The sequence below is a fragment of the Streptomyces sp. NPDC029296 genome, assembly GCF_055569255.1.
In genome coordinates this window covers 108,479-133,239 of the sequence record NZ_JBVHXT010000011.1, presented here as the reverse complement: position 1 = coordinate 133,239, position 24,761 = coordinate 108,479, and the positions used below count along the sequence as shown (strand labels likewise).

Genomic DNA, 24,761 nt, shown 5'->3' with positions numbered 1-24,761 from the left:
CGCGCCGCTCACCCGGGCCCCGGCGACCCGGTGCCGCCCGCGCCGGTGCCGGGCACGGTGCCCGGGTGGAACGGCGTGACGGCGTAGGCGGGGTCGAGAGGCGCCCGGTGCCGGGGTACGTAAGGCAGCGCGTCGCGGTTCATGCGCCGTGCTCCTTCCGCAGGTGCCGGCGGAGCAGCACGTTCGCGTCGGTCTCCGCGCTCCGGTCGCACTCCGCCCGCGCCACGCCCCGCCGCTCGGCCAGCCCCAGGCAGACAGGGCAGCCGGGCACCGGCACGGGCGGCCGGCTGAGATCCCTGAGCGACGGGGGCAGGGTCGGCAGGGTTGGTGCGGGCCGACCCTCCCACTCCGGTTCGTCGTCATCACGACCTGCTCCTTTCCAGAACGCCCGTGCGCAGCGCACTTGTAGGGCTACGCTGCGTGTTCGGAGGCCTATGAGCATGGCGCGTGAAAACGGCGTTCGGGCTGTTGAGCGGCTCAACTTCCATGGGGGGCCGGGCAAATTCAGCAAATTCAACAGGAGTGCGATGCCACAGCGTTTGGCGGTGACCGGGCTACAGCAACACGGACGGCGGCGCGTGCGTAGAGGTCTCCGACGACTTCCTGAGCGCTGCCGCTTGGCGCAAGAGCAGCTACAGCAACTCGGACGGCGGTAACTGCGTAGAGGTCGCCGACAACGTCCCCTCCGTCGTCCCCGTCCGCGACAGCAAGGCCCCCGCTCGTGGCGCCCTCGTCTTCTGGGCGGACGCCTGGGCCGCCTTCGGGGACGGGATCAAGCCGGAGCGGTGACCGGCACGAAGGCGCCTGCTACCGGTTGAGGCGCAGGTGCCAGCCCTCCGCGCCTCGGATGAGGGCGGGGACGTAGGTCTCGGGCGCGGGACGGCCGGCGGCCTCCCAGGCGGTCAGCCAGTTGCGCAGGACGGCGAGGGACGGGGAATCGGGCCGGTCGGCGAGGATCGTGCCGTTCTGCTGCAGGACGGCGGCCGTTGTCCCGGTGGAGTGCCCGATGGCCCACAGGTCCGGGCTGAGGCCGGCCATGGTCAGCTGCGGGTCGGCCCGGGCGGCGGTGAAGGTCCGCCAGGACGGCCAGTCGAGCCCGCCTCCGTCGTACGGCTCGGTGTGGGCGTGCTTGAGCAGGCGGGCCAGCGCGGTGCGGGCGCCGGTGTGGAGGTGGTCGTCGCGCTCGCGCCAGGCGATGGAGATCCACGCGGGGGCCGGGGTGCGGTTCTCCCAGTCCACCCACCGGCCCGGCAGGTCGAGGTTGTCCTTCGGGGAACCGGTCGCCTCGATGTAGCCGCCGGTGAACACCGCCTCCACGGCCGGCTCGCCGCCGCTCACGCGGATTCTGGCGACCACGGTCATGTTGGGGACGGTCGCGATCGGGAGCGGGGCGACGATCAGGCCGCCGTCGATGACCTGGTCCACCCACGCCTCGGGCAGCAGCGGCGGGGTGCACCAGGCCACCATCCGGTCGTACGGCGCCCGCTCGGGGAAGCCGGCGGTGCCGTCGGCGACGTGGCAGCGGATGTGGTCGAGTCCGCGCTCGTGGTGGATGAGGTTCGCCCACTTCACGAGGTAGGCGTCGATGTCGAGGCTGGTCACGGCGCCGGTGGGGCCGACGAGTTCGGCGAGCAGGGCTCCGGAGTAGCCGGATCCGGTGCCGACCTCGGCGACGTTCATGCCGCCGTGGACGTCGAGGGTGGTGAGCTCGCGGTGGATCACGACCGGGTTGGAGCGGTGCGGGGTGGCGCCGCGACCGTCGTGGTGGGTGTAGTGGCGTTCGGGGACGGACTCGGCGGCGTCGGCGACGGCGGTCACTGCTCACTCCTTCGAGGGGCTACGGGCACTCGTATGCGACAACTGCTCCGGGCGGGTGAAGGACACGCGCCCGGCGGCTCGTCGGCGGGTCAGATCGTCAGGGCGGTGTGGTGGTGCCATCCGGCGTCCGTGTACTCGCCGACGGGGCCGTGGCCGGGCAGCCCGACCCAGGCGTGGTACTCGACCGGCGGTGGGGCGAACCGGGCCCCCAGGCACCAGTCGAGACGGCGGCCGAGCAGAGCGGCGGCGAGCACGGCGCCGAGGGAGGTCTCCATGCAGGCGGCCCGGCCCGGCCACCAGCGGGCGGTGTGCCGTACCGCGCCGACGACGGCCTCGGCCCGGGCCGCGTCCAGCTCGCGCCGGGCCAGGCGGCGGGCGAAACGGACGGCCCGGACGGTGTGCCGGAACGGCAGCCGGAGCAGGGCCAGGGCGATCGCGAACCCGGCCGCGGCGGCCAGGCGCTCGCCCAAGGTGCCGTTGCGGACGGTGGAGTACGCCTCCATGCTGGTCACGATCGCCACCCCTTCCACCAGCGGCGCGGCCGGGCTGCCGCTTCCCCGTCGTGGGCGAGGCCCTGGGCGGCCAGGGCCTCGGCGACCGTACGGACGTCGGTGGCGGCCTGCCCGGCGCCGATGCCGTACCGCTCGGCGTACTGGCCGGCGGCTTCCTCCTGGCTGGAGGAGAGCAGGAGCAGCACGGCGGCCGACGCGGTCGGCGTCAGGTAGGACCAGCGGCCGGTCCGTTCACTGAGGATCGCGCCGCCCTCGTCGGTGAGCACGGGGTGGGTGCCCTCACACAGCCGCCACACGTCCGCCCACCTCCTCCCACCACGTCGCCGGGCCGGCGGTGTGCTGCCGCAGCCACACCTCGGTGGCCACCACCAGGTGCAGGGCGCCCTGGGCGGTGGGTTGCCCGGCAGCGGCCCGGGCGAGCGCGTCGGCGACCGGCTGTTCGGTGACCAGGCCGAGTGCGGCCAGCTGCGACGACGGCCCCAGCAGGTCTCGCAGGACGGGCGCGTTGTCGCGCAGGCCCGCGTACGCGAGGGCGTTGAACCCGCCCTTCGTCGTACGGGCCAGCACGAAGCCAGGCAGCACCCGGCGGCCGGCGAACGCCGCGTCCAGCAGCGGCTTGTAGGCGCCGGGGGCGCCGCGTTGATCGGCGGGCACGGCGAGGCAGGCCCGGATCACCTCGTTGTCCAGGAACGGGGCGGCCAGCTCGATGCCGTGCCCGGTGAGCGCGAGCGCCCGCCACCCGGCAGTGTCCGCGCCGACCCGCGCGAGGTCCTGCCGGTCGGACCAGTCCGCGAGCCGGGCCGGCGCGTCGGTGAGGGTGCCCGCAGCCTCGTCCACGGCGGCCGCGAGCAGCCGCCGGGCACCCTGGGTCATCCAGTCCGCCGAGGCCAGCAGCGGCGTCCAGGCGAGGGGGCGCTGGGCCTGGGGAATCCAGTCCCGGGTGGGCCCGCGGAGATGGGCGGCCGTCTGCCGCCAGGCCCCGGCCAGGTCGGCCTTGGAGGCCGGGCGGACGCGGGCGAGGACGTGGAAGACGGAGGTGTGCCGCAGCCGGGCGTGGGCGAGGGCGTGCCGCAAGGCCCGGCGGTGCAGGCGCTCGCGCAGCAGGTCCGCGAGGTAGGAGGAGGGGGCGGACAGGACGGCGTCGCCGGCTGCGCCGGTGAAGTGCACCCCCGGGCCCGGGGTGTTCGCGGCGACCGTGTCCAGGACGGCCCGCTTGATGGACGCGGTCGCCGTGTACGCGTTCGGGGCGTCGGTGACCGGCAGAGCGGACGGGTCGTCAAGGCCCCCGTAGTACACCCTGTCCGGGGCGCCAGGGACCGTATGGTGGGTGAGCCCCGGCACGGTGGCCGCGGTGCGGACCGCGAACGCCAGGTCGTCGTCACGCAGGCGTTCGTCGGCGAACGTCACGGCGGCCACCGGCCCCCGTTGAGCGGCCAGGCACGCGAGCGTCGTGGAGTCCAGCCCCGCCAGGTCCGCGCTGACTGGCCGGCCGTCGATGCGGGCGGTGACCGCTTCGGCGAGCGCGGCCCGCACCAGCGGCGCCTGTTCGCGCAGGTCCACCCGCGGGTAGGAGACCGGCTCGTACCGCTCCACCGCCGCCCCGCCCGGGCCGAGCAGCAGCAGATGCCCGCCGGGCACCCGCTGCACATCGCGGAACAGGCCCCGGCCGGCGAGCACGTCGGGCTGCCCGAAGGCGAGATGGGCGGCGAGCGCGGTCACATCGATGGGGGCGCCGTCCAGCGCGGCGAGCGCGGACGCGGCCGTCGACCACCACGAGCCGGCCGCATCGGTCCGGTAGTACACCGGCTGCTGCCCGGCCAGGTCCCCGATCACCGCCAGGTTGTCGCCGCTGCGGGCGACGACGAGGTATGAGCCGGGCCACCGGGTCAGCGCCCGCCAGCCTTTCGCCCGTACGACCGGCAGCGCGTCCCGGAGCCGGGACTCGTCGGCACCGCACTCGCCGATCACCGCCAGCGCCGCCCGCCCGTCGCCCACCGCGCTGATCCGGTCGGCCGGCCACCCGCACGTCCACGTGCTGTCCAGCCCCGGCACCGCCCGGCCCCCGGCGGGCCGCCGGTCGCTACCGGCGGCCCCGTACCACCCCGCGCTCCACCTCATCGGTGCCTTCTCCCTTCTCCATACGTGTCGGAAGGCGAAGGCGCCGAGCCCGCCCGCCCCTGTGCCCCGGCACGGGAGCGAAGCAGGCCCGGCGCCTCCTTGCCGGGGTCAGGGCGTGGCACTCGACTCCTCACCGGGCCCCGGCCGTTCGCGGGTCAGGCGTTCTTGTACTGGGTGTCGTCGGCGGTGTCGAAGTTGTTGGTGCCCAGCGTCACCACGACGACGGCGCCGGCGTCGAGGACGACGGGGGCCTGGTAGTCCGGGGTGGTGTTCTCGTCCATGGCGGACTTCCTTCCGCTCGGTGCCCGGCCGCCTGTGCCGCCGGGCTGGTGACCGTCAGTCAACATCCGGACGCGGGCCGCGAGGAGCTGCCAGAATGTCTGCCAGCTGTAGGCCAGTTGTGAACCAGGACCGACGATCGGGCCGGACATGACCATCGGGGAACGCATCCGTGCCGCACGCGAGGCGCGGCGGCCCAGGTGCAGCCAGGAGAGGCTCGCGGACGAGCTGTCGGTGGCGCGCTGGGGGAAGGCGGGCTTTTGCGACCGGCAGCAGGTCTACCGGTGGGAGAAGGGCTTACGGGTTCCCCGGGTGTGGCTGCCGTTCATCGAACAGGTCCTCAAGGTCGATCTGTCCGAGGACAATGGAGACCGCCAGTTCGCCGATACCGTGACCTCGGTCATGCTCCTGGGAGGCAGCGACGTGGACCGACGACACTTCCTCGCGGCGTCCGCCGCTGTCGGCCTGGCCGCGCTCGACCTGCCCGACGCCGAGGCGGTCACCCGCCGCGCGAACCGGCCCGGCCCGGTCGCGGTCGGCATGGGCGAGGTGGCCGCGGTCCGCACGATGACCACCACCCTCGGCGATGCCGCCTCCGAGCTCGGCGGCGGTCACGCCCGCCACCTCGCGGTGCGCTACCTGACCGTGGACGTCAAGCGGTGGCTGGACGGCCGCTACACCGAGAAGACCGGGCGGGAACTGTTGGCCGCCACCAGCGAGCTGGTGCACCTGATCGGCTGGATGGCCCGTGACGAGGGCAACCAGGGCCTGAGCCAGAAGTACCACCTGCACAGCTACCGGCTCGCCGCCGAGGCCGGCGAGAACGAACTCGCCGCCACCGCCCTGCGCGGGCTCGCGGACCAGGCCATCGACCTCGGCCACATCCCCACCGCCGTACGGCTCGCCGAGGCCTGCGAGCAGCGCGGACGCAAACTGACCAACCCCAAGGCACTCGCGTACTACCGCAACACCCACGCCCGCGCGGCAGCCGCCGACGGTGACCGCACCGCCGCCGCCAAGCTCCTCGCCTCCGCCCAGGCCGCGATCGAGCACGCGCCCGCCCTGCCGGGGCAGTCCTGGGCGAGCCACTACAGCCACGGCAGGTGGGCCCACGAGTCCGGCATGATCCACGCCAAGCTCGGCGACCTCGCCGCCGCTGGGGAACACCTCCACCTCGCCCTCGACATCCACGGCCTCGACCGCAGGCGCACCCGGGCGATCGTGCTCGCCGATCTCGGTCACGTCCAGCTCAAGCGCGGCAACATCGAGACCGCCCTGGCCACTTGGACCGAGTTCCTCGACTGCGCCGACGGCGTGCAGTCCGTCCGGATCAACGACGGCCTGACCAACATCGCCGCCCGCCTGCCCTCGATCCCCGACAGCCCGGCCGCCGCCGAGCTCGGCGAGCGCATCGCCGCCCGCGCGTGAGGCGCCCCTGACCGACGCCGAGGTGACCTGCTACCGCACACCTCGCACAGAGGGCCGGGGCCCGGCCGCGTAAGCTGGGCTCCGGCTCTGTCGTATGCCCACCCTCGCTCAAGGAGCACCCGTGGAGATCTTCTTCGAAACCCTGCTGGTCCTGGTCTGCGTCGGCGTGCTCGCCTTCGCCGGTCTGACCGTGAAGAAGCTGTACCAGGGCCAGCGCTGACCCCCCTCTAGGAAAGCCTCCGTCATGATCGAGATCCCGTCCGACCTGCACAAGGACCTTGTCCCGCTCGCCTTCCTGCTCGGCAACTGGGCGGGCGCGGGCGTGCACGACTTCCCCGGCTCTGAGAAGTGCAACTTCGGGCAGGAGGTCAGCTTCACCCACGACGGCCGGGACTTCCTGGAGTACCGCTCCCACACCTGGGTGCTGGACAAGGACGGCAACAAGGTCCGCCCGCTGGAGTCGGAGTACGGCTTCTGGCGGATCGACGCCGACCGCAAGGTCGAGGTCACGATGACCCGCGACGACGGCGTCATCGAGATCTGGTACGGCGAGATGGCCGACAAGAAGCCGCAGATCGACCTGGTGACGGACGCCGTCGCCCGCACCCCGGGCTCGCCCGCGTACAGCGGCGGCAAGCGGCTGTACGGCTACGTGAAGAGCGACCTGATGTGGGTGGGCGAGAAGCAGACCCCCGAGGTCGCGCTGCGCCCCTACATGTCGGCCCAGCTCAAGAAGGTCGTCACCCCCGAGGACGTCGAGCGCTGGGCCAAGGCCCTCCCCGACGACATGCCGGACGACGGCATCGCTTTCTTCAAGTAGTCCTAGACTCGTCGGTGTGGTGAGCACCGACTGGAAGAGCGACCTCAGGCAGCGCGGTTACCGGCTGACGCCGCAGCGGCAGCTTGTCCTCGAAGCCGTCGACACCCTCGAGCACGCGACCCCCGACGACATCCTCGTGGAAGTGAGGAAGACGGCGTCGGGGGTCAACATTTCCACCGTCTACCGGACGCTGGAGCTGCTGGAGGAGCTGGGCCTCGTCAGCCACGCCCACCTCGGGCACGGCGCGCCCACCTACCACCTCGCCGACCGGCACCACCATCTGCACCTGGTGTGCCGGGACTGCGAGGACGTCATCGAGGCGGACGTGGGGGTGGCCGCCGAGTTCACGGCCAAGCTGCGGCAGCAGTTCGGGTTCGACACCGACATGAAGCACTTCGCGATCTTCGGCCGGTGTCAGGACTGCTCCCTGAAGGGTTCGAGTACCACGTCGTAGGCTTGCGTCATGAAGAGCCCCCTGCTGTCCCTGCCCGGCGCCGTCCCCGCCGAGGGTGTGGACGAAGGTGTCGCCGCCCACTACGGCGACCTGTTCCGCGAGCAGCGCGCCCTCGCCGACGGCACCGGTTTCGTCGACCTGTCCCATCGCGGCGTCGTCACCGTCAGCGGTGACGACCGGCTGAGCTGGCTGCATCTGCTGCTCACCCAGCACGTCAGCGACCTGCCCGCGGGCGAGGCCACCGAGGCCCTGATCCTCTCCGCGCACGGGCACATCGAACACGCGCTGTATCTGGTGGACGACGGGACGACCGTCTGGGCGCACGTCGAGCCCGGTACCCAGGACGCGCTGATCGCGTACCTGGAGTCGATGAAGTTCTTCTACCGGGTGGAGGTCGCCGACCGCACCGCCGACATCGCCGTGGTCCACCTGCCCGCCGGGTCCATCGCCGGCGTGCCGGACGGGGTCGTCGTGCGCGAGACGGCGTACGGCCGCGATCTGTTCCTGCCGCGCGCGGAGCTGGAGTCGTTCGCCGCCTCGCACGGCCCCGCCGCGGGGCTGCTCGCCTACGAGGCGCTGCGGGTCGAACAGCACCGGCCGCGGCTCGGGTTCGAGACCGACCACCGGACCATCCCGCACGAGCTGGGCTGGATCGGTACGGCCGTGCACCTGCAGAAGGGCTGCTACCGCGGGCAGGAGACGGTCGCCCGGGTGCAGAACCTGGGCAAGCCGCCGCGCCGGCTGGTCTTCCTGCACCTGGACGGCAGCGACGTGCACCTGCCGGTGCCGGGGACCGGGATCCGGGTCGCGGACGAGGGGCCGGAGGGCCGCAAGGTCGGCTTCGTGACGACGTCCGTACGCCACCACGAGCTGGGTCCGGTGGCGCTGGCGCTGGTGAAGCGGAACGTACCGGCCGACGCGCGGCTGCTGGCCGGGGAGACGGCGGCGGCCCAGGAGGTCGTGGTCGAGCCGTAGCCGCGGCCGACGGGCGCGGGGCCGTCGGCCGCGGCCTCGCGTCCCCTGCGGGCGTCGCCCCCGGCGGCGCTCACATCTCCAGCACCACCGTGAACGGACCGTCGTTCGTCAGGTTCACGCGCATCCGGGCGCCGAAGCGGCCCGTCGCCACCGTGGCGCCCAAGGCGCGGAGCTGCGCCACGACCTCGTCGACCAGGGGCTCGGCGACGTCGCCGGGGGCGGCCGCGTTCCAGGTCGGGCGGCGGCCCTTGCGGGCGTCGCCGTAGAGGGTGAACTGGCTGATCACCAGCAGCGGCGCCCCGGTGTCACCGCACGACCGCTCGCCCTGGAGCATCCGGATCGTCCACAGCTTGCGCGCCAGCCGGGCCGCCTTCTCCTTGGTGTCCTCGTGGGTCACCCCGACCAGGACGCACAGCCCCTCGCCCTCGATCGCGCCGACCGTCTCGCCGTCCACGACGACGCTCGCGCCGTCCACCCTCTGCACCACCGCACGCATGCAGGCCATGATGCCCGGTGTCCCGTACCCGCCCGCACGGGGCCCGGGCGGGAGCCGGTATGGATCCGTTACCGCCCATCTGGGGCCGTTCGGGGGCTCTCGGTCACATAGCGGCCGGTTGGGGTGGCACGATGCTTCCCACACGCCGGTCGAGGGGACGGTCACACGCAGATGAGCACACCGAGCACGAGCGGGCGGCTGGGGACACCGGGGACGCACCGGCCGCCCGCGCAGCGCACCGACGGCGCCCCGGACCCCGCGCCCGACGCACCCGGCCTGGCCCGGCTGAGCCTGCCCGAGCTGCGCACCCTGCGCCGCGACGCCCAGCGGGACGAGGCGGACCTCAGCTATGTGCGGCGGCTGCTCCAGGGCCGCATCGACATCCTGCGCGCCGAGCTGGGCCGGCGCGGCCGGGCGTCCGTGCCGGCGCCCGCCGACGGCTCCGTGGTCGACCGGCTCCCGGAGATCCTGCGCGACGCCCCGGCCCGGCAGCGCTCCTCGGCCCGCCATCTCACGCTCGGCACCCCGCACAACGAGGAGTACGGGCGGCTGGCCGCCGAGATGCTCGCCGAGGTGGAACTGTCGGACCTGACGGCGCGGACCGACCCGGAGCTGACCGCCGCCATGGGCCGCCTGGTCCGTTACGAGCAGGAGGTCTCGCGCTGCCGTCAGCGGCTCCAGCGCACCGCCGACGACTGCAGCGGGGAGATCACCCGCCGGTACCGGGAGGGCGAGGCGCAGGTGGACGACCTGCTGACGTGAGCGGGGCGCGGACCGGCTGCGTAGGCTCCCCCCATGGGTGAGATGGGCCTGCGCGAGCGCAAGAAGCGGCGGATGTACGAGGACGTGTCGGACATCGCCGTACGGCTGTTCCTGGAGCGCGGCTTCGACGCGGTGTCCGTGGCGGAGGTCGCCGCCGCGGCCGGGATCTCCAAGCCGACCCTCTTCCGGTACTTCCCGGCCAAGGAGGACCTGGTCCTGCACCGGATCGCCGACCACGAGACGGAGGCCGCGCGGGTGGTCGCCGGGGCGGCGGACCCGGTGGCCGCGCTGCGCCGGCACTTCCTGGCCGGGCTGGACCGGCGCGACCCGGTGACCGGCCTGAACGACCACCCCGAGGTGCTGGCCTTCCACCGGCTGCTCTACGGCACCCCGTCCCTGGTGGCGCGGGCGTACGCCCATCAGGAACGCGCGGAGGCGGCGCTCGCCGAGGCGCTCGGCGGCGATCTGGACGCGCGGCTGGCCGCCGGTCAGATCGTCGCCGTCCAGCGGGTCCTGGCCCTGGAGAACTGGCGGCGGATCGCGGCGGGGGAGCCGGCCGAGCGGGTCGCGCCGGACGCCGTACGGGCGGCGGAGCGGGCGTTCGGGCGGCTGGCGGAGGGACTGCCGGAGCTGAGGACCGGGCGCTGAGACTCGGTTAAAAATGTAACTCGGTAACGTTCTGGCGTAGGCTGGCGCCATGACGTCGACCGACCCCGCCCTCACGGAAGCCCTGCACACCGAACGCGCCTACCACGACGCCTGCCGCGCGGCCCTCGCCGCGATGGTCGACGGAGCCGCCGAACAGGTCGTCGTCGGCGAGGACGTCTCCGCCTCCGGAGCCGACGCCGAAGTCCTCGGCCACCGGTTGCGCAGCCAGGCCAAGGCGCTGCGCGAACTGCCCCCCGGACCGCTGTTCTTCGGCCGGCTCGACTTCGCCGCCGGCCACCCCGGGCACGGCGGGCAGAGCTACCACGTGGGCCGGCTGCGCATCACCGAGGACCCGGCCACCCCGCCCCTCGTCGTCGACTGGCGGGCCCCCGTCTCCCGCGCCTTCTACCAGGCGAGCGCCACCGACCCGCGGGGCGTGGAGGTGCGCCGCCGGTTCGGCTGGGCCCCGGGCAGCCGGGGCGACGCCGCCGACCTCACCGCGCTGGAGGACGAGCACCTGGGCCGGGGCGAGTCGCGGGCCAGCGACATCGTGGCCCGCGAGATCGAGCGGCCCCGCGTCGGACCCATGCGGGACATCGCCGCCACCATCCAGCCCGAGCAGGACGACCTGGTCCGCGCCGACCTCGCCGCATCGGTGTGCGTCCAGGGCGCGCCCGGCACCGGCAAGACCGCCGTCGGCCTGCACCGGGCCGCGTACCTGCTCTACACCCACCCCAAGCGGCTCCAGCGCTCCGGCCTGCTGATCCTCGGCCCCAACCCGACCTTTCTGCGGTACATCGCCGAGGTGCTGCCCTCGCTCGGCGAGACCGCCCGGCACGGCACGACCGACCGAGGCTACCGCCAGAGCACCCTGCTGGACGAGATCGCCCGGCACCCGGCCACCGGCACCGACCCGCTGCCCACGGCCGTCGTCAAACACGACCCGCGCATGGCCGAGGTGCTGCGCCGGGCGCTGTACGCGCGCGTGAGCACCGACGGCGTGCGCGACCTCGCCGTCCCGGACGGCTCCTACCGCTGGCGGGTGCCCGCCGCCGACCTGGCCGCCCTGGTGGCCGAGGTCCGCGCCGAGGAACCCCCCTACGCCACCGGCCGGGAGCGGGTGCGCACCCGGGTGGTACGACGGCTGCGCGAGCAGGCCGAACGGCGCTCCGGGGTGCTGCCCGCCGCCTGGGTCCGCCGCATCGAGCGGTGCCGGCCGCTGACCGCGCAGCTCGACGCGGTGTGGCCGAAGGTCCGCCCCGAGGAGGTCCTCGCCCACCTCCTCACCGACGCGCGGGCGCTGGCCCGGGCCGCCGACGGACTGCTGGACGCCGGGGAGCAGGCGGCGCTGCGGTGGCCGCGCCCGCCCCGCTCGTACAAGTCCGCCCGCTGGTCGGCCGCCGACCTGGTCCTGCTGGACGAGCTGGCCGGGCTGATCGAACACCCCGGGGGCTACGGCCACATCGTCGTGGACGAGGCGCAGGACCTCTCCCCGATGGAGTGCCGGGCCATCGCCCGCCGCGCCGTCTTCGGCTCGCTCACCGTCCTCGGCGACCTCGCCCAGGGCACCACCCCCTGGGCCGCCCGGGACTGGTCCGTCCAGCTGCGCCACCTCGGCCGGCCGGACGCGGCCGTGCTGCCGCTGACCCACGGCTTCCGGGTGCCGGCCGCCGTGCTGGAACCGGCCAACCGGCTGCTCGCCCGGCTCGGCGTCGCCGTGCCCCCGGCCACCTCGCTGCGCACGGACGGCGAGCTGACCCTGCGCCCGGCGGAGGACGTGCTCGCCACCACCGTGACCGCCGTCCGCGACGCCCTCGCCCGGGAGGGGTCGGTCGGGGTGATCACGGCGGACGCCGACGCCGGCCGGGTGCGGGCGGCCCTGGCCGGGGCCGGCCTCGGCCCCGCCGGACCGGACGCGCTCGGCGCCCGGCTGGCCGTCGTCCCCGCGAGCCTGGTCAAGGGCCTGGAGTACGACCACGTCGTCGCCGTGGAACCGGCCGCCGTGGTGGAGGCGGAGGAGCGGGGCGCGCACCGGCTGTACGTGGTGCTGACCCGGGCGGTCTCCCGCCTGGACGTGGTGCACGCCCGCCCGCTGCCGTTCTGAACAGGCAGGGCTCAGCCGCCGACGTACTCCGCCAGGTGCTCGCCCGTGACGGTCGAGCGGGCCGCGACCAGGTCGGCGGGGGTGCCCTCGAAGACGATCCGGCCGCCGTCGTGGCCGGCGCCCGGGCCGAGGTCGATGATCCAGTCCGCGTGCGCCATGACCGCCTGGTGGTGCTCGATGACGATCACCGACTTGCCCGCGTCGACCAGCCGGTCCAGCAGGCCGAGCAGTTGCTCCACATCGGCCGGGTGCAGCCCGGTGGTCGGCTCGTCCAGGACGTAGATCCCGCCCTTCTCGGACATGTGCGTGGCCAGCTTCAGCCGCTGCCGCTCGCCGCCGGACAGCGTGGTCAGCGGCTGGCCGAGGGCGAGGTAGCCGAGGCCCACGTCGGCCAGGTTCCGCAGGATCCGGTGCGCGGCCGGGGTACGGGCCTCACCGGTGCCGAAGAACTCCCCGGCCTGCTCCACCGTCATCGCCAGCACCTCGCTGATGTCCCGGCCGCCGAGCCGGTACTCCAGCACCGAGGCGTCGAACCGCCGGCCCTCGCACTCCTCGCAGGTGGTGGCGACCCCGGCCATGATCGCCAGGTCGGTGTAGACGACCCCGGCACCGTTGCAGGCCGGGCAGGCGCCCTCGGAGTTCGCGCTGAACAGTGCCGGCTTGACCCCGTTGGCCTTGGCGAACGCCTTGCGGACCGGCTCCAGCAGCCCGGTGTACGTGGCCGGGTTGCTGCGCCGCGAACCGCGGATCGGGGCCTGGTCGACGAAGACCACGCCCGCACCGGCCGGTATCGACCCGCGCACCAGCGAACTCTTGCCCGACCCGGCCACCCCGGTGACGACGGTCAGCACCCCGAGCGGCACGTCGACGTCGACGTCCTTCAGGTTGTGGGCGGTGGCACCGCGGATCTCCAGCGCGCCGGACGGCTCGCGCACCGTCTTCTTCGGCGCGGCCCGGTCGTCCAGATGGCGGCCGGTGAGCGTGCGGGCGGCGCGCAGCCCGGCGACGGTGCCCTCGAAGCAGACGGTGCCGCCGGCCGTGCCGGCGCCCGGCCCGAGGTCCACCACGTGGTCGGCGATCGCGATGACCTCCGGCTTGTGCTCCACGACGAGCACCGTGTTGCCCTTGTCCCGCAGGCGCAGCAGCAGGTCGTTCATCCGCCGGATGTCGTGCGGGTGCAGACCGGCGGTCGGCTCGTCGAAGACGTAGGTGACGTCGGTGAGCGAGGAGCCGAGGTGGCGGATCATCTTCGTACGCTGTGCCTCGCCGCCCGAGAGGGTGCCCGCGGGCCGGTCCAGGGAGAGGTAGCCGAGCCCGATCTCCACGAACGAGTCCAGGGTGTCGCGCAGCGAGGCGAGCAGCGGTGCCACGGACGGCTCGTCCAGCTCCCGCAGCCACGCGGCCAGGTCGCTGATCTGCATCGCGCAGGCGTCGGCGATGCTGATCCCCTTGATCTTCGAGGAGCGGGCGGCCTCGCCGAGCCGGGTGCCGTCGCAGCCGGGACAGGTGGTGAAGGTGACCGCGCGGTCCACGAACTCCCGGATGTGCGGCTGCATCGCCTCGCGGTCCTTGGCGAGCATGGACTTCTGGATGCGCGGGACGAGCCCCTCGTACGTCATGTTGATGCCCGCGATCTTCATGCGGGTCGGCTCGCGGTACAGGAAGTCGTCCAGCTCCCGCTTGCCGAAGTCGCGGATCGGCTTGTCCGGGTCGTAGAGGCCGGACTCGGTGTAGAGGCGGTGGTTCCAGCCGCCGGGCTTGTAGCCGGGGATGGTGAGCGCGCCCTCGTTGAGGGACTTGCCGGCGTCGTAGAGCTGCGTCAGGTCGATGTCGGTGACCGTGCCGCGGCCCTCGCAGCGCGGGCACATGCCGCCGGTGATGCTGAACTCGCGGCGCTCCTTCACCGTCTTCCCGCCGCGCTCCAGGGTGACCGCGCCAGCCCCGCTGATGGAGGCGACGTTGAAGGAGAACGCCTTGGGCGAGCCGATGTGCGGGGTGCCGAGCCGGCTGAAGAGGATGCGCAGCATCGCGTTGGCGTCGGTGGCGGTGCCGACCGTGGAGCGCGGGTCGGCGCCCATCCGCTGCTGGTCCACGATGATCGCGGTGGTCAGCCCGTCGAGCACGTCCACGTCGGGCCGCGCCAGCGTGGGCATGAAGCCCTGCACGAACGCGCTGTACGTCTCGTTGATCAGCCGCTGTGACTCCGCGGCGATGGTGTCGAACACCAGGGAGCTCTTGCCCGACCCGGAGACGCCCGTGAACACCGTCAGCCGGCGCTTGGGGATCCCGACGCTGACGTTCCTGAGGTTGTTCTCCCGCGCGCCCTGCACCCGGATCAGCTCGTGGCCGTCGGCGGCGTGCGGTGCCGTCACCGCGTCGTCCGTCCTCGTGGTCATGCTCATCGTCTCTCCCGTCCGTGAAGCCCCCGCCACGCTAGCGGCGCGACCCGCCCGCCCGCTTCTCCATTCCTGACGGAAGGGCCGGCCCCTTGCCCGGCCGGGGTTTGCGGCGCGGCTCGCGGCGGAAGGTTCCGGCATGCATCCGGACGGCTGGCGGCTCACCGAAGACATCCACGACTTCCTCGGCATGGCCGGGCGCTTCCTGCGCACGCGGCCGGATCTGCACACCATGGCCCTGACGGTGACCGAGACACTGCGCACCCGGGGCGCGGAGGCGTACGGCGGCCGGGCCCCGCTGCTGGGCTACCTGGTGGAGTCGGGGGAGGTCCGCGCCGCCTTCCACCGCAGGACGCCCGGCCTGCTGAGCCCCACCCCGCTCACCCCGGGGCAGGCCGGCGCCCTCGCCGCGCGGCTGGCCGGCCTCGGCCACGTCCTCGCCGGGGTCAGCGCCGAGCGGCACACCGCCGCCGCCTTCGCCGAGGCGTGGCAGCGGGCCACGGGCGCCACGCCGGCCCTGCGTGCGCAGCGGGTCCGCCTCTACCGGCTCGGCACCCCGACCCCGCCCGAGCCGCCTCCCGGGGGCCGGGCGCGGGCGGCCGGCGCCCGCGACCACGGCCGGGTCGTGCACTGGTGCCGCGCGTTCACGGCGGACGTCGGGGAGGACTTCCCCGCGGACGACGCCGCCTGGCCCGGCACCCGCTTCGCCGCCAAGCGCTTCACGTTCTGGGAGACCCCGGACGGCACCCCCGTCTCCCTGGCGGGAGCGACGCCGATGACCGCCGGCCACGTCCGGGTGGACCCCGTCTACACCCCGTCCGGCCTGCGCGGACGCGGCTACGCGGGCGCGGTGACGGCGGCGGTGAGCCGGGCCGCGCTGACCGCGGGCGCGCGGGCCGTCGTCCTGTTCGCCGACCCGGCCAACCCCACGAGCACGGCGCTCTACCGGCGCATCGGGTACGTCCCCGTCGCCGAGTTCACGGTGTACGACTTCTCGTGAGGGCGGCCGTACGCCGATGCTCCGGGGTGGTGTCGCGCCGCTGCCCCGGGCCGGTGCGCAGGCCGCTCGCCGGGCCGGTGCGGAGGAGGGGCGCTCAGCCGGTGCGCAGGACCCGGAAGCGGGCGGGGTCCGCCGGGTCGCGGTCGGCGACCTGGACGGGCGGGTGGGCCCACTGCCGGACGCCGGTGCCCGGTACGCGGGAGAAGCGGATCGGGCCGCGGGTGCCGTCGACCGCGACGTGCGGCCAGGACGCGGCGACGCGCGCCCGGTCCGTGCCGTGGGAGCGCAGCACGTGGGCGAGGACGGCGATCGTGTCGTAGCCCTCGAAGGCGACGAAGGAGGGCGCTTCGGCCGTCCGCCCGCGCAGGGCCGCCGCCACGCGGGTGCCGAGCGGGGTGAGGCGTTCGGGCAGGTAGCGCAGGAACGGGACCCCGGCGCCGTCGTCGCCCAGCAGCGCCGCCCACTCGGCGAACTCCGGCTGCCCGGCGGGGGCGCCGATCAGGACCCCGGCGAGGCGCGGGTCGCGGCGCACGGACCGGACGACCGGCACGGCCGGCTCCGGGTGGCCGACGAGGAGGAGAAGGGCCGTCGCGCCGTGGGCGGCGAGGGTGTCGCACAGGGCGGCGGGGCCGAGTGCGCTCATGTCGTGTTCCACGACGTCGCCGCCGTGCGGGGCGAGGTGGTCGCGCAGGATGCGGGTGCCGGACGCCCAGTAGACGCTCGGCTGGGTCGCCACGGCGATACGGCGGTGACCCGCGCCGAGCAGGAAGTCGGCGTAGATCCGCCAGCCGCGGGACTGCGCCGGAGCGATCCGCGCGACCCATTCCGTGGGCTGTTCGGTGAGCGCGTCGAGGACCGCGGACGAGCACAGGAAGGGCACGCCGAGGGTGTCGGCCCGGGCGGCGGCGGCCCGGGCGACGACGCTGTGGTACTCGCCCGCCACGGCGGACACGCCCAGCCGGGCCAGTTCGTCCACGGCCGCCGCGGCCCGCAGGGGATCGGCCGCGGTGTCCCGCACCACCAGCTCCAGCGGCCGACCGCCGATCCCGCCGGCCTCGTTGACGTCCCGCGCGCCCAGCTCCAGCCCGGCGAGCAGCTGCCGCCCCGCCCCGACCCAGCCGGGCCGGGTCAACGGCACGAGAACCCCGACCCGAACGGCCGCCCCGTCACGTGGTTCCGCCCCCGGCGACGCACTCATCCGCCGCCACCTCCGTCCGTCCCGTCCCGGCGGCCCCGTCCGGCCGGTCACGCGGGCCATTGCATCCACGCTCTTCGACGGCGGGCAACCGATTTACCCCCGGGGCCGGCTCGGCCACCGGTCCGGGCCGGTCGCGACACACTCTTGCAAGCGGATGCTTGCAAAAGTTAGCGGAGGTGGGGCAAGGTGGGGGTATGGCATCGCTGAACGTCGGCAATCTCGGTGAGTACCTGCGCGAGCAACGGCGCACCGCCCAGCTCTCGCTACGGCAGCTCGCCGACGCCGCCGGGGTGTCCAACCCGTACCTGAGCCAGATCGAGCGCGGGCTGCGCAAGCCCAGCGCGGAGGTGCTCCAGCAGGTCGCCAAGGCCCTGCGCATCTCCGCCGAGACGCTGTACGTCCGCGCCGGCATCCTCGACGCCGAGCGGGACCGCGACGAGGTCGGGACGCGCGCCGTCCTCCTCGCCGACCCCTCGCTCAACGAGCGCCAGAAACAGGTGCTGCTCCAGATCTACGAGTCCTTCCGCAAGGAGAACGGATTCGGGACCGGCGAGCCCGAGCGGCCCGGGGCGGACGGGGACGGCTCCGTGGACCAGGGGCCCGGTGGCGGCAGCGGTACGGCCGGCGGAGGCGATGCCGCCGGAAGCGACACCGACGACGCGGGTCGGCGACGGACGGCCGGATAACGCCGGACCAGGGCTCGGACGCCCGCCGCGGACCTCGTCAACCCAGCCGAACGCGAATTCGATCCGGGAGGATCCCCACCATGGCCATCACCGACGACCTGCGCAAGACCCTCAGCGACCCGACCCCGCTCTACTTCGCCGCCGGCACCGCCGATCTGGCGCTCCAGCAGGCCAAGAAGGTGCCGGCCCTGGTCGAGCAGCTGCGTGCCGAGGCCCCGGCCCGCATCGACGCCGTACGCAACACCGACCCCAAGGCCGTGCAGGAGAAGGCCGCCGCCCGGGCCAAGGAGGCGCAGGAGACCCTGCAGACCAAGGTCGGCGAGCTGATCGGCGCCCTCGACGTGAAGAAGCTCGGCGAGACCGCCCAGGACCTCGCCCTGCGCGGCGTCGGCGTCGCCGCCGAGTACGCCGTCAAGGCCCGCGAGACCTACGAGAAGGTCGCCGAACACGGCGAGCAGGCCGTGAAGACCTGGCGCGGCGAGGCCGCCGAGGAGATCGAGGACCTGGCGATCGCCGTCGAGGGCAAGCCCGAGCCGGCCGTGGCCAGGCCCGAGCCCGTCGAGGTGAAGGACGACGAGCCGAAGCCGGCCACGGCCGCCGAGGGGGAGCCCGTCACGAAGAAGACGCCGGCCGCCCGCAAGTCCACCACCGCGAAGAAGACCGCTCCGTCGGCCGACTGAGAACGGCCGGCGGGACGGGCACGGGCCGGGCACCCTGGGGGTGTCCGGCCCGTTCTATGGGTACGGTGGCGGCGTAGCAGGGACCGGGAATCAACGGACGGTGGACGACATGCTGATGCTGGGCTTCGCGGGGTTCATGGGCATCTTGAAGATCATCCTGATGGCCCTGGCCGCGTTCGGGCTGTTCGACGCCGCGTTCCGCCGCGAGGACGCCTTCCGCGCGGCCGACAAGCAGAACAAGGTCTTCTGGCTGATCATCCTCGCCATCGCGCTCGTGGTCAGCTATCTGTTCTCGATCCTGTCCATCCTGCCGATCGCCGGCGCGGTCGCCAGCATCGTCTACCTCGTCGACGTCCGCCCCGCCCTGCGGCAGGTGGGCGGCGGCCGGGGCTGGGGCGGGCGCCGGGGCAGCAGCAGCGACGGTCCGTACGGGCCGTGGAACGGCGGCCGGTAGCGGCCTCCCGGAGAGGGGCGCGCGGCTCCCCGCGCCCCTCGGAGGGGTGAGCCGGGGCCCGCTCCCAGGGGCGCGCGGGCCCCGCACCCGGCGACGCCGCGCCGGTTCCGCGGCACAACCCCCTACGCCGCCCGGTCCAGCAGCACCACGGCCACGTCGTCCGTCAGCTCGCCCCCGTTCAGCTCCCGCACCTCGTGCACCGCGGCCCGCAGCAGCTCCTCCCCGCGCAGGCCCTCGGCGAGCTGGCGGCGGATCATCTCCACCATGCCGTCCTCCCCGAGCCGCTCCCCGTCCACGCCGACCCGGCCCTCGATCAGGCCGTCGGTGTACAGCATCAGGCTCCACCGGGCGCCCAGCTCCACCTGCGTGCGGGGCCAGCGGGCGCCGGGCAGCAGACCCAGGGCGGGACCGTTGTTGTCGTAGGGCAGCAGCCGCGGCGGCCGGCCGGGGCGGGCGATCAGCGGGGCCGGGTGGCCCGCCAGGCACAGGCCCGCGCGGCGGCCGTCGGGGGCGATGTCCACCGTGCACAGCGTCGCGAAGATCTCCTCGTCGGCGCGCTCGTGCTCCAGCACCTGCTGGAGGGTGTTCAGCAGCTCGTCCCCGCACAGCCCGGCCAGGGTCAGCGCCCGCCAGGCGATGCGCAGCTCCACGCCGAGCGCGGCCTCGTCCGGGCCGTGGCCGCAGACGTCGCCGATCATGGCGTGCACGGTGCCGTCCGGGGTGCGGACGGCGTCGTAGAAGTCGCCGCCGAGCAGGGCCCGGGAGCGGCCCGGCCGGTAGCGGGCGGCGAACCGCAGCGCGGAGCCCTCCAGCAGCGGCGTGGGCAGCAGGCCGCGCTCCAGGCGGCGGTTCTCCTGCGCCCGCAAGCGGCCCTCGGCGAGCCGCCGCTCGGCCGTCTCGGACCGCTTGCGCTCCACGGCGTAGCGGATGGCGCGGCTGAGCAGCCGGCCGTCCAGCTCGTCCCGGAACAGATAGTCCTGGGCGCCCACGCGCACGGCCTCGGCACCGCGCTCGGCGTCGCCGGAGGCGGTCAGCGCGAGCACGGCGTGCCGGGGCGCGAGCCGCAGCACGTGGCGGAGCACGGCCAGCTCGTCGTCGGCGTCGTCGCCGCCCGGCGCCGGGAGCGCCAGGTCCAGCAGGATGCAGTGGACGTCGTCGGTGAGCAGCCGCTCGGCCTCGGTGAGGTTGCGGGCGGTGCGCACGCGGATCGGCTTGCCGGCCGGGTCCAGCAGGTCGGGCACGATCGGCGAGCCGGCCGGGTCGTCCTCGATCAGCAGCAGGGTGAGCGTGGCGCCGGTGCCGTGCGCGGGCGTGGTGTCGCGGTGCGCCTCTTCCTTGAGGGGGCCGCCGGCGGTGTGCGGGGCCTGCGCCTGACCACTCTCCACGGCCGGGATCGCTCTCTGCCGCGGTACGGGTACGGGCATCGTCTTGGGTTCCTTCCCTCCCCCCGAGGGCTCGGCGGCATCGAGGGTCTCGACCCACCGACGGGTGACCATAGCGGCTGGGACCGCCTCGACGGAATGGTGTGAGCCGCGTCGCTCCGCCGCCCGCCGCCGTCATATGCCGCGTTCCCTACCGCAGTTGGACACGCCGACGGCCCAGCCGGGATGACGAAGCTCACGTCCGGCGGGAGTTGGCCGTGCGGTGGGTCACGTGACGGAGGTCACCGGGCATGGGAGCGTTCCCGGGCGAGCCCGTCGCCCCGGGCGCGGAAGCGGGCCGCCACCCCGGGTGCGGGGCCGCGTCCGGGGTGCGGGGCCGCGTCCGGGTTCCGTCAGGCGTCCGGTCGTACGACGCCCAGGATCGGCATCGAGCCGGCGCCCGCCTCCGTCACCGTGCGCCCGGGGCGCGGGGCGTGGATGACCGTGCCGTCGCCGATGTACAGCGCCACGTGGCTGGCGTCGTCGAAGTAGATGACGAGGTCGCCGGGGCGCATGTCCTCGACGTCCACGTGCGGCAGCTGCCGCCACTGCTCCTGCGAGGTGCGCGGGACGGGGTGCCCGGCCGCCGCCCAGGCCCGCGAGGTCAGGCCCGAGCAGTCGAAGGAGTCCGGGCCCTCGGCGCCCCACACGTACGGCTTGCCGAGCTGCGCGGCGGCGTACTCCACGGCCTTCGCGCCCGGCGCGGACGCCTTGTCGTGGGCGTCCTCGAGGACACCGGTGTCCAGCCAGGCCGTCTGCGCCTTCTTCGCGGCCTCCCGCTCCAGCTGGGCGAGCCGCTCCTTCTCCTTCTTCTCCAGCCGCGACTCGAGCTTCTCGGCCGCGTCGATCTGCTCCTCGATCTTCTTCTTGGCGGCGGCCTTGGCCTTGCGGTTGCTCTCCAGCCGCTTCCCCTGCGCGGAGGCTTCGTCGGCGTAGGCCCGCAACTCCTCCTGGGCGCGGGACATGTCGGCCATCAGCCCGGTCGCCGCCCGCTGGCCCTGGAGCACCCGGCCGGCGCCGTCCAGGAACCGGCCCGGGTCGTCGGTGAGCAGGAACTGGGCGGTGGAGGACAGGCCGCCCGTGCGGTACTGGTCCCGGGCCGCCGCGCCCGCCCGCTCCTTCAGCCCGTCCAGCCGCCGCTGCCCCTGGTCGATCTTCCGGGACAGCTCCTCGATCTCGGCGGACTGCTTCTTCGCCTTCTCCTCGGCCGCGTTGTAGGCGTCGGTGGCCACGGCCGCGTCGTGGTAGAGCGCGTCCAGCCTGGTGCGGACCTCCTCGAGGTCCTTGTCCGGCGCGGGAGTCACCGCCGGCGTGGGCGTGGGTGTCGGCGTGGGTGCGGGTATGGGCGCCGGGGCCGCGAACGCCGTGCCCGGCGCCGCGAGAACGGTCACCGCGCAGACCACGGTCAGAGCGGCCGTGAGCAGGCCGCGCTTGCCCGAACCCATACCTGTTTCCCCCAAACTGATTTACCGTCAGTAACTTACGGTCGTCTGAGGGATCGTGCCACGGTCGCGCGCAAAGCGACAGAGGCCGTCGGGGGCGGGATGCCCCCCGGTCGGCCGCCGCGTGCGGCGATCACCTCGCCGGTGTGACGAACGGGACGCGGGAAGCGTTCCCCCCGCCCGGGTGCCCGAACCGGCGGGCGGTCAGCCCACCGGCGCCAACGCCCCCCAGGTCACGGTGACTTCGCCCTGCCGCCAGCGCGCCGGGGAGTCCGTCACCGGCCAGTCGGCGGTCAGGTCCCGCACCGCGCGCACCCAGCGCTGCCGGGCGCCGTAGGCGGCGTAGGGCGCGGCGGCGGCCCAGGCGCGGTCGAAGTCGCGCAGGAAGGCGTGCACCGGTTCGCCCGGGACGTTGCGGTGGATCAGCGCCTTCGGCAGGCGCTCGGCGAGGTCGGAGGGGCGCTCCAGCGAGCCCAGCCGGGTGGCGAAGGTGACCGTGCGGGGGCCCTCCGGGCCGAGCGCCACCCATACGTGCCGGCGGCCGATCTCGTCGCAGGTGCCCTCCACCAGCAGCCCGCCCGGCGCGAGCCGCGCGCACAGCCGCCGCCACACCGGGGCGACCTCGGCCTCGTCGTACTGCCGCAGCACGTTCGCCGCGCGGATCAGCACCGGGCGCCCGGGGACCGGCACCTCGAAGCCACCGTGCCGGAAGACCAGGCCCTCCCGCTCGTACGGCCGGGCCGCCGCGACCCGGGCCGGCTCGATCTCGATGCCGGCCACGTGGGTGCGGGGGGCCGCCGCGCGCAGCCGGGTCAGCAGCTCGACGGCGGTCCAGGGCGCGGCGCCGTACCCCAGGTCGACGGCCAGGGGGTCGCTCGCGCGGCGCAGCGCGGCGCCGTGCGTGGCGGCGATCCAGCGGTCCATGCGGCGCAGCCGGTTGGGATTGGTCGTCCCGCGCGTCACCGTGCCCACGACGGCGGCCCCTCCGCTCGGGCGCGGCCGAGCGTGGGGGAGGGGCGCCGCGGGGGTTCTCATGGCTACGAGGGTAAGGGGGCGCCACGCCCCAGCCGAGGCATGTCGAACAGTTGCCCGACTCAAGGTAATGATTCGGCAAAGCCGCTTGATCGGGAAATGGCAGGGCACTCGCCCGCTGTTGGATCCCCAGGAAGGGCACGCTGGGCCCTTCCCCGGCATGCCCGCATCAAGGAGGTCCGCCACGTGAGCCAGTACGTCAGCAGGCTCGGGCGACGCTCCCCGTCGGCCTCCCGGCTCCGGCTGTCCCGCAGGCCCCGGCGGGTCGCCATGCTCTCCGTGCACACCTCCCCGCTCCACCAGCCCGGCACCGGCGACGCGGGCGGCATGAACGTCTACATCGTGGAGCTGGCCCAGCGGCTCGCCGAGATCGACATCGAGGTCGAGATCTTCACCCGGGCCACGACCGGCGGCCTGCCCTCCGCCGTCGAACTGGCCCCCGGCGTCCTCGTCCGGCACGTCGACGCGGGCCCCTACGAGGGCCTGGCCAAGGAAGACCTCCCCGCCCAGCTGTGCGCCTTCACCCACGGCGTGATGCAGGCGTGGGCCGGCCACCGCCCCGGCCACTACGACCTCGTGCACTCCCACTACTGGCTCTCCGGGCACGTCGGCTGGCTCGCCGCCCAGCGCTGGGGCGTCCCCCTGGTGCACGCCATGCACACCATGGCCAAGGTCAAGAACGCCAACCTGGCCGAGGGCGACACCCCCGAGCCCGCCGCCCGCGTCATCGGCGAGACCCAGATCGTGTCCGCCGCCGACCGACTCATCGCCAACACCGCCGAGGAGGCCGGCGAACTGGTCCGGCACTACGCGGCCGACCCCGCGAAGGTCGCCGTGGTCCACCCCGGCGTCAACCTCGACCGCTTCCGCGCCGCCGACGGCCGCGCCGCCGCCCGCGCCCGCCTCGGACTGCCCCGGGACGCCCTGATCCCGCTCTTCGCCGGCCGCATACAGCCGCTGAAGGCGCCGGACGTCCTGCTGCGCGCCGTGGCCGTGCTGCTGGAGCGGCGCCCCGAGCTGCGCTCCCGCCTGGTCGTCCCGGTCGTCGGCGGCCCGAGCGGCAGCGGGCTCGCCAAGCCGGAGGGTCTGCAGAAGCTCGCGGCCCGGCTGGGCATCGCGGACGTGGTGCGGTTCAGGCCGCCGGTCGGGCAGGAGCAGCTTGCCGACTGGTTCCGGGCCGCGTCCGTGCTCGTCATGCCGTCGCACAGCGAGTCGTTCGGCCTGGTCGCCATCGAGGCGCAGGCGACCGGCACCCCGGTGCTCGCGGCCTCGGTCGGCGGTCTGCCGGTGGCCGTGCGCGACGGCGAGACCGGCTTCCTCGTCCAGGGCCACGACCCGGCCGACTACGCCCGCGTGCTGGGCCGCTTCGCCGACCACCCGGACCTCGCGGCCCGCATGGGCCGGGCCGCCGCCCGGCACGCCCAGTCCTTCGGCTGGGACACGGCCGCCGCCGCCACCGCCGACGTCTACACGGCCGCGACCCAGTCCCACCGCCGTCGCGTACGCTCCCACCATGGGTGATGTCGAGAAGGCCGGGCAGGTCCTGGAGGCCGTCTTCAAGGACGCGGAGCTGGAGTGGGAGCACCCCGCCCCCGGGAACTACGTGGTCAAGCTCCCCGGCACCCGCAAGCTCTCCACGACGGTCTCCTTCCTCGTCGGCCGCCACTCCCTGTCGCTGAACGCCTTCGTCATCCGCCACCCCGACGAGAACGAGCCGGGCGTCCACCGCTGGCTGCTGGAGCGCAACCTCAAGCTGTACGGCGTCGGTTACGCCGTGGACCGCCTCGGAGACGTCTACGTCACCGCCCGCCTCCCGCTCGCCTCGATCACCCCGGACGAGGTCGACCGCCTCCTCGGCCAGATCCTGGAGGCGGCCGACGGCGCCTTCAACACCCTGCTGGAGCTGGGCTTCGCCTCCTCGATCCGCAAGGAGTACGCCTGGCGGGTGGCGCGCGGCGAGTCCACCAGGAATCTGGAGGCGTTCACCCACCTGATCGAGCGCCCGGCGGACTGACGCGGGCCGGCGGGTCGGTCGAGG

Annotated in this window: 25 protein-coding genes and 1 pseudogene; 14 read left to right on the top strand and 12 right to left on the bottom strand. The window is 74.3% G+C overall.

Features of this window, described 5'->3' with window-relative positions; all coding sequences use genetic code 11:
• Positions 1–8: 8 nt before the first annotated feature.
• A complete protein-coding gene (locus tag ACZ4W9_RS12555) occupies positions 9–143 on the bottom strand; it encodes a hypothetical protein (RefSeq protein ID WP_467935112.1) in 135 nt (44 codons plus the stop codon).
• A 412-nt stretch (positions 144–555) separates the two neighbouring features.
• Between ACZ4W9_RS12555 and ACZ4W9_RS12550 the strand changes: the two are divergent.
• Positions 556–789 (top strand): annotated as a pseudogene (locus ACZ4W9_RS12550) (DUF397 domain-containing protein); the annotation flags it as partial.
• A gap of 18 nt (positions 790–807) precedes the next feature.
• Here the strand turns inward: ACZ4W9_RS12550 and ACZ4W9_RS12545 are convergent.
• The 5 genes from ACZ4W9_RS12545 to ACZ4W9_RS12525 form a co-directional block, all read right to left on the bottom strand.
• Positions 808–1,818, bottom strand: a complete 1,011-nt coding sequence (locus ACZ4W9_RS12545) for a protein-L-isoaspartate O-methyltransferase family protein (protein ID WP_467935111.1) — start codon at positions 1,816–1,818, stop codon at positions 808–810.
• Positions 1,819–1,907: 89 nt separating this feature from the next.
• A complete protein-coding gene (locus ACZ4W9_RS12540; RefSeq protein ID WP_467935191.1) occupies positions 1,908–2,321 on the bottom strand; it encodes a lasso peptide biosynthesis B2 protein in 414 nt (137 codons plus the stop codon).
• A gap of 5 nt (positions 2,322–2,326) precedes the next feature.
• Positions 2,327–2,626 (bottom strand): PqqD family protein, encoded by a 300-nt coding sequence (locus ACZ4W9_RS12535; RefSeq protein WP_467935109.1) that lies wholly within the window; start codon positions 2,624–2,626, stop codon positions 2,327–2,329.
• Positions 2,610–4,448: an albusnodin/ikarugamycin family macrolactam cyclase gene (locus ACZ4W9_RS12530; RefSeq protein ID WP_467935108.1), complete on the bottom strand. Its 1,839-nt coding sequence runs from the start codon at positions 4,446–4,448 to the stop codon at positions 2,610–2,612. Before ACZ4W9_RS12530 ends, ACZ4W9_RS12535 begins: the two co-directional genes overlap by 17 nt.
• Positions 4,449–4,603: 155 nt before the next feature.
• Positions 4,604–4,729, bottom strand: a complete 126-nt coding sequence (locus ACZ4W9_RS12525) for a hypothetical protein (protein WP_467935107.1) — start codon at positions 4,727–4,729, stop codon at positions 4,604–4,606.
• Positions 4,730–5,039: 310 nt separating this feature from the next.
• Here ACZ4W9_RS12525 and ACZ4W9_RS12520 point away from each other — a divergent pair, with 310 nt between their 5' ends.
• The 4 genes from ACZ4W9_RS12520 (at position 5,040) to ygfZ (ending at position 8,404) form a co-directional block, all read left to right on the top strand.
• Positions 5,040–6,155 carry a tetratricopeptide repeat protein gene (locus tag ACZ4W9_RS12520; RefSeq protein WP_467935190.1) on the top strand — a complete coding sequence of 372 codons (1,116 nt, stop codon included), beginning with the start codon at positions 5,040–5,042 and terminating at the stop codon, positions 6,153–6,155.
• 244 nt (positions 6,156–6,399) lie between these two features.
• Positions 6,400–6,975, top strand: coding sequence for a heme-binding beta-barrel domain-containing protein (locus tag ACZ4W9_RS12515; RefSeq protein ID WP_467935106.1), 576 nt, complete (start codon positions 6,400–6,402; stop codon positions 6,973–6,975).
• A gap of 16 nt (positions 6,976–6,991) precedes the next feature.
• Positions 6,992–7,429: a Fur family transcriptional regulator gene (locus ACZ4W9_RS12510; RefSeq protein ID WP_467935104.1), complete on the top strand. Its 438-nt coding sequence runs from the start codon at positions 6,992–6,994 to the stop codon at positions 7,427–7,429.
• A gap of 9 nt (positions 7,430–7,438) precedes the next feature.
• The gene (ygfZ, locus tag ACZ4W9_RS12505; RefSeq protein ID WP_467935103.1) at positions 7,439–8,404 is read left to right on the top strand and encodes a CAF17-like 4Fe-4S cluster assembly/insertion protein YgfZ; all 966 of its coding nucleotides are present in this window, start codon (positions 7,439–7,441) and stop codon (positions 8,402–8,404) included.
• Positions 8,405–8,474: 70 nt separating this feature from the next.
• On the opposite strand, the gene dtd is transcribed toward ygfZ, so the two are convergent.
• Positions 8,475–8,900 carry a D-aminoacyl-tRNA deacylase gene (gene dtd, locus ACZ4W9_RS12500; RefSeq protein ID WP_467935102.1) on the bottom strand — a complete coding sequence of 142 codons (426 nt, stop codon included), beginning with the start codon at positions 8,898–8,900 and terminating at the stop codon, positions 8,475–8,477.
• Positions 8,901–9,071: 171 nt separating this feature from the next.
• Here dtd and ACZ4W9_RS12495 point away from each other — a divergent pair, with 171 nt between their 5' ends.
• Genes ACZ4W9_RS12495 through ACZ4W9_RS12485 form a run of 3 tightly spaced genes read left to right on the top strand, consistent with a single transcriptional unit; the run spans position 9,072 to position 12,414 of the window.
• Positions 9,072–9,662 (top strand): RsiG family protein, encoded by a 591-nt coding sequence (locus ACZ4W9_RS12495; RefSeq protein WP_467935100.1) that lies wholly within the window; start codon positions 9,072–9,074, stop codon positions 9,660–9,662.
• A 33-nt stretch (positions 9,663–9,695) separates the two neighbouring features.
• On the top strand, positions 9,696–10,310 hold the full coding sequence (locus tag ACZ4W9_RS12490; RefSeq protein ID WP_467935099.1) for a TetR family transcriptional regulator: 615 nt from the start codon (positions 9,696–9,698) through the stop codon (positions 10,308–10,310).
• Between the two features lie 49 nt (positions 10,311–10,359).
• Positions 10,360–12,414: a HelD family protein gene (locus tag ACZ4W9_RS12485; RefSeq protein ID WP_467935098.1), complete on the top strand. Its 2,055-nt coding sequence runs from the start codon at positions 10,360–10,362 to the stop codon at positions 12,412–12,414.
• An 11-nt stretch (positions 12,415–12,425) separates the two neighbouring features.
• Here the strand turns inward: ACZ4W9_RS12485 and ACZ4W9_RS12480 are convergent, their stop codons facing one another.
• Positions 12,426–14,816 (bottom strand): ATP-binding cassette domain-containing protein, encoded by a 2,391-nt coding sequence (locus ACZ4W9_RS12480; RefSeq protein ID WP_467935097.1) that lies wholly within the window; start codon positions 14,814–14,816, stop codon positions 12,426–12,428.
• A gap of 133 nt (positions 14,817–14,949) precedes the next feature.
• Here ACZ4W9_RS12480 and ACZ4W9_RS12475 point away from each other — a divergent pair, with 133 nt between their 5' ends.
• Entirely contained in the window at positions 14,950–15,810 is an 861-nt protein-coding gene (locus ACZ4W9_RS12475) for a GNAT family N-acetyltransferase (RefSeq protein WP_467935095.1), read from the top strand.
• 94 nt (positions 15,811–15,904) lie between these two features.
• Here ACZ4W9_RS12475 and ACZ4W9_RS12470 read toward each other — a convergent pair whose 3' ends face one another.
• Complete coding sequence (locus tag ACZ4W9_RS12470; RefSeq protein WP_467935094.1) at positions 15,905–17,008, bottom strand: ABC transporter substrate-binding protein; 1,104 nt, start codon at positions 17,006–17,008, stop codon at positions 15,905–15,907.
• Between the two features lie 194 nt (positions 17,009–17,202).
• Between ACZ4W9_RS12470 and ACZ4W9_RS12465 the strand changes: the two genes are divergently transcribed.
• The 3 genes from ACZ4W9_RS12465 (at position 17,203) to ACZ4W9_RS12455 (ending at position 18,828) form a co-directional block, all read left to right on the top strand.
• A complete protein-coding gene (locus ACZ4W9_RS12465; protein ID WP_467935093.1) occupies positions 17,203–17,694 on the top strand; it encodes a helix-turn-helix domain-containing protein in 492 nt (163 codons plus the stop codon).
• Positions 17,695–17,774: 80 nt separating this feature from the next.
• The gene (locus tag ACZ4W9_RS12460; RefSeq protein ID WP_467935091.1) at positions 17,775–18,374 is read left to right on the top strand and encodes a hypothetical protein; all 600 of its coding nucleotides are present in this window, start codon (positions 17,775–17,777) and stop codon (positions 18,372–18,374) included.
• 109 nt (positions 18,375–18,483) lie between these two features.
• Positions 18,484–18,828 (top strand): DUF2516 family protein, encoded by a 345-nt coding sequence (locus ACZ4W9_RS12455; RefSeq protein WP_467935188.1) that lies wholly within the window; start codon positions 18,484–18,486, stop codon positions 18,826–18,828.
• A gap of 122 nt (positions 18,829–18,950) precedes the next feature.
• On the opposite strand, the gene ACZ4W9_RS12450 is transcribed toward ACZ4W9_RS12455, so the two are convergent.
• The 3 genes from ACZ4W9_RS12450 to ACZ4W9_RS12440 all read right to left on the bottom strand — a co-directional run bounded on the left by ACZ4W9_RS12450 (position 18,951) and on the right by ACZ4W9_RS12440 (position 22,663).
• Positions 18,951–20,252: a PP2C family protein-serine/threonine phosphatase gene (locus ACZ4W9_RS12450; protein WP_467935090.1), complete on the bottom strand. Its 1,302-nt coding sequence runs from the start codon at positions 20,250–20,252 to the stop codon at positions 18,951–18,953.
• A gap of 350 nt (positions 20,253–20,602) precedes the next feature.
• Entirely contained in the window at positions 20,603–21,694 is a 1,092-nt protein-coding gene (locus tag ACZ4W9_RS12445) for a C40 family peptidase (RefSeq protein WP_467935089.1), read from the bottom strand.
• Between the two features lie 201 nt (positions 21,695–21,895).
• Positions 21,896–22,663 carry a class I SAM-dependent methyltransferase gene (locus tag ACZ4W9_RS12440; protein ID WP_467935087.1) on the bottom strand — a complete coding sequence of 256 codons (768 nt, stop codon included), beginning with the start codon at positions 22,661–22,663 and terminating at the stop codon, positions 21,896–21,898.
• Positions 22,664–22,909: 246 nt separating this feature from the next.
• On the opposite strand from ACZ4W9_RS12440, the gene mshA reads away from it, so the two are divergent.
• Positions 22,910–24,244 carry a D-inositol-3-phosphate glycosyltransferase gene (mshA, locus tag ACZ4W9_RS12435; RefSeq protein ID WP_467935086.1) on the top strand — a complete coding sequence of 445 codons (1,335 nt, stop codon included), beginning with the start codon at positions 22,910–22,912 and terminating at the stop codon, positions 24,242–24,244.
• A complete protein-coding gene (locus tag ACZ4W9_RS12430; protein ID WP_467935085.1) occupies positions 24,237–24,737 on the top strand; it encodes a type III secretion system chaperone family protein in 501 nt (166 codons plus the stop codon). The genes mshA and ACZ4W9_RS12430 overlap by 8 nt, the downstream gene beginning before the upstream one ends.
• Positions 24,738–24,761 lie beyond the last annotated feature (24 nt).